Genomic DNA, 4,264 nt, shown 5'->3' with positions numbered 1-4,264 from the left:
GTCTCCTGACCTCCCTGGCGGAGGCCTGGGTGCGTGGTGTCCCCGTCGACTGGACGGCCGTGCTGGCCGGACAGGACGCCCGCACGGTCCCGCTGCCGACCTATGCCTTCCAGCACCGGCGCTACTGGCTGGACACCCCCGAACCCGCCCCCGCCGGCCCCTCCGTGGACGAGGTGGACGCCCGTTTCTGGGAGGCCGTCGAGCGCGAGGACCTGGAAGCCCTCGCCGACACCCTCGACCTGGCGCCGGAACGGCGCGACACGCTCGACACGGTCGAACCGGTGCTGCCCGTGCTGGCGGAGTGGCGCCGGCGCAAGCGGGAGAGCGCCGCGCTGGACTCCTGGCGTTACGCCGTGACGTGGCGGCCGGTCGGCACACCGGTGGCTGGGCCTGGGCCGTTGGCATCGCACTGGCTGGTCGTACTGCCGGGCGACGGTGGTACGGCAGAGGGCACCGCACGGGAGCTGGTCGAGGGGCTGCGCGGGCACAAGGAGGTCGAGGACGTCGTCACGGTCACCCTCGACGTGACGCGAGCCGACCGGGCGGCCCTGGCCGACCGTCTCCACGAGGCGTTCGAACAGAACCCGCTCATCGACGGCGTACTCAATCTGCTGCCCCTGGCACCTCGCGGTGACCATGCCTCCGCGGAGCCGAGCCCCTCCGGTGTGCCCGAGGCCGTCACGAGCACCTTCCTGCTCATGCAGGCCCTCGCGGACACGAAGGCCGAGGCACCGCTGTGGACGGTCACCCGGGGAGCGGTCGGCGTGCCCGGCCCCGCCGCGTCGCAGGCGTCCGGGCCGCTGCCCGAGCAGGCCGCCGTCTGGGGCCTCGGCCGGGTCTACGGGCTCGACCATCCCGAGCGCTGGGGAGGCCTCATCGACCTCCCCGCACCCCCTCGCGAGGACCACGCGTCCGGTGAAACGGTCGTGGGCCTCGGCGCCCGTGCCCTGGACCGGTTCCTCACCGCTCTCGCGGGCGACGAGGACGAGGACCAGTTCGCCGTGCGCGAGGACGGCCTGTACGTACGCCGCATGGTCCGCAAGCCGGTCGACACCGAGGCCGGTGAGCGGCGTACCGTCGGCCTCACCGGGACCACGCTCATCACCGGCGGCACCGGAGCCCTCGGCGCCCACCTGGCCCGACGGCTCGCCGCCACCGGTGCCCGGCATCTGCTGCTCGTCAGCCGCCGTGGGCCGGACGCTCCCGGCGCCGACGGACTGGAGCGGGAACTCACCGCGCTCGGCGCCCGTGTCACCATCGCCGCCTGCGACATCGCCGACCGGGAGGACCTGGCCCGCTTGCTGTCGGGCGTGCCGGAGGACGCGCCGGTCACCGCCGTGGTGCACGCGGCGGGCGCCGAGCCGCCGGCCGTGGCGATCGGGGACACCGACCTCGACGCCCTGCACGAGGTGATGCGCGCGAAGATCGCGGGCGCCCTGCACCTCGACGCGCTGCTCGGCGACAGCCCGCTGGAGGCCTTCGTCCTGTTCTCCTCGGGCGCGGGCGTCTGGGGCGACGGGGGCCACTCCGGCTACGCGGCGGCCAACGCCTACCTCGACGCGTTCGCCGAGTGGCGCCGCGGCCGAGGCCGGACGGCCACCTCCCTCGCCTGGGGCGCGTGGGCCGGCGGCGGCATGGTGCACGAGGCCGAGGGCGACCGGCTGCGCCGCTACGGCGTACCCATGATGGACCCCGAGGTGGCGGTGGGCGCCGTACAGCAGGCCCTCGCCCACGACGAGACCGTCCTGGTCGTCGCCGACGTGATCTGGGAACGGTTCGCGGCGACCTACTCGGCCGCCCGCCGCCGGCGCCTCTTCGACGAGATCCCGGAGGCCCGGCTCCTCGACGCCGCGCAGCTCGCCGGCCGCACGGCCGACGCCGACCCCGACGCCGGGGCCGTGCCCGGTCCTGCACAGTCTTTCGCCGACCGGCTGGCCGGCCTGAGCCGGGCCGAGCAGGAACGGACCGTGCTCCAGCTCGTGCGGACCCAGGTCGCGGCCGTTCTCGGCCATGACGGGACCGGTGCCATCAGCCCCGGGCACGCCTTCCGCGACCTGGGGTTCGACTCCCTCACCGCGGTGGAGCTGCGCAACCGGCTGAAGGAGGCCACGGGTCTCGGCCTGCCCGCCACCCTGGTCTTCGACCATCCGACCCCGGCGGCCCTCGGCGAACGGCTGCTGTCCGAACTCGCCCCGCAGCCGGCGGGGACGGACGCGGGGGACCTCTCACCCCTCGACGCGCTGGAGGCTGCCGTCGCCGCGCTCGACCCCGCCGACGACGTCTCCCGCACCAGGATCACCACCCGGCTGCAAGCGCTGCTGTGGCGTCTGTCGGACGGTCCGACGGAGACCCCGGTCGGCGGCGACGCCGACGACACATTGCTCGAGGCCGTATCGGACGACGAGATGTTCGACCTGATCGACAAGGAACTCGGCCTCAACTAGACCGCCGGCGGGGCGGCGTACTCCCCCGGTCGCCCCGTCCGGCCCGCTCCTTCCGCTCCGCCCCACCGCCCCATCCTCTAGGGACTGATGACGTTCATGGCTAACGAGGACAAGCTCCGCGACTACCTCAAGCTGGTCACCACCGACCTTCGGCAGACCCGCCGACGCCTTCAGGAGGTCGAGGCCCGCCAGCAGGAGCCCATCGCCATCGTCTCGATGAGCTGCCGCTTCCCCGGCAACGCGCACACCCCCGAGGACTTCTGGGGCATGCTGGTCGCCGGTGCCGACACCGTCTCCGAGCTGCCCGCGAACCGTGGCTGGGACCTGGAGAACCTGTACCACCCCGACCCGGAACACCAGGGCACCAGCTATACCCGCTCCGGCTCGTTCCTCTACGACGCCGCCGACTTCGACCCCGCGTTCTTCGGCATTTCGCCGCGCGAGGCGACGATGATGGACCCGCAGCAGCGGCTTCTCCTGGAGACCTCGTGGGAGGCGCTGGAGCGGGCCGGCATCGACCCGGGCACCCTGCGCGGCGAGAAGGCCGGCGTGTTCGTCGGCAGCAGCGACCAGGGGTACGGGGCGGCTGCCGCCCGGGCCCGGGACCGCGTCGAGGGACACATGCTGACGGGCGGCTCCGGCGCGGTGCTGTCCGGCCGCATCGCCTACACCCTCGGCTTCGAGGGCCCCGCCGTCACCGTCGACACCATGTGCTCGTCGTCGCTGGTGGCGCTGCACCTCGCCGTCCAGGCCCTGCGCCAGGACGAGTGCCGCCTCGCCCTGGCCGCCGGCGCCACCGTCATGGCCGCCCCCCGGAACTTCGTGGAGTTCAGTCGTCAGCGGGGGCTCGCTCCGGACGGTCGGTGCAAGCCGTTCGCGGCAGGGGCGGACGGCACCGGCTGGGGTGAGGGTGTCGGGGTGCTGCTGCTGGAGCGGTTGTCGGACGCCCGTCGCCACGGTCATCCGGTGCTGGCGGTGGTGCGCGGTTCGGCGGTCAACCAGGACGGTGCGAGCAACGGCCTCACGGCGCCCAACGGTCCCGCCCAGGAGCGGGTGATCCGGGCGGCCCTCGCCAACGCACGCCTGGGCGCCGATCTCGTGGACGCGGTCGAGGCGCACGGCACGGGCACCACCCTGGGCGACCCGATCGAGGCGCAGGCGCTCCTGGCCACCTACGGGCAGGCGGACCGCGAGGAACCGCTGCGCATGGGCTCCCTGAAGTCCAACATCGGTCACCTGCAAGCTAGTTCAGGTGTCGCGGGGGTCATCAAGATGGTGCTCGCCATGCACCACGGTGTCCTTCCGAAGCTGCTGCACCTGGACGAGCCCACCCCGCACGTCGACTGGTCGTCCGGTGCGGTCGAACTCCTCACCGAGAACGAGGCGTGGCCCGAGACCGGCCGGCCCCGCCGCGCGGGCGTGTCCTCCTTCGGCGGCAGCGGCACCAACGCCCATGTGATCCTCGAACAGGCGCCGGAGTCCGACCCCGAGGCGGGCGAACCGAAGACCGCCGACGACCTCGACACACCGGTGCTCGTGGCTGGTGGTGTGGTGCCGTGGGTGGTGTCGGGCCGTGGTGGCGAGGGGCTCGCGGGTCAAGCCGGCCGCCTGGCGTCCTCCGTCGAGTCTGCCGCTGACGAGGTGCGACCGGTGGACGTGGCGTGGTCCCTGGCCGCCACGCGAGCCGCGTTCGAGAACAGGGCGGTCGTCCTCGGAACGGAGCGAAGCGAACTCGTCACGGGCCTGGAGGACTTGGCGGGCAACGCCGGTGTGGCCCCCGGAGCGGTGACCGGCAGCTTCGACGTGGTTCCCGACGGCAC

At 73.6% G+C, this 4,264-nt stretch carries 2 protein-coding genes; both read left to right on the top strand.

Annotated features, from left to right (window positions below; all coding sequences use genetic code 11):
- The coding region (locus AQJ58_RS40025) for an SDR family NAD(P)-dependent oxidoreductase (RefSeq protein ID WP_067259553.1) at positions 1-2,444 on the top strand (2,444 nt) is incomplete at its 5' end.
- A gap of 96 nt (positions 2,445-2,540) precedes the next feature.
- On the top strand, positions 2,541-4,264 hold a 1,724-nt coding region (locus tag AQJ58_RS40020), incomplete at its 3' end, for a type I polyketide synthase (RefSeq protein WP_199844806.1).

Origin of the sequence: Streptomyces sp. DSM 15324 (assembly GCF_001514285.1) — a bacterium.
Classification (GTDB): Bacteria; Actinomycetota; Actinomycetes; order Streptomycetales; family Streptomycetaceae; genus Streptomyces.
This window is presented reverse-complemented; position numbering and strand designations above follow the sequence as displayed.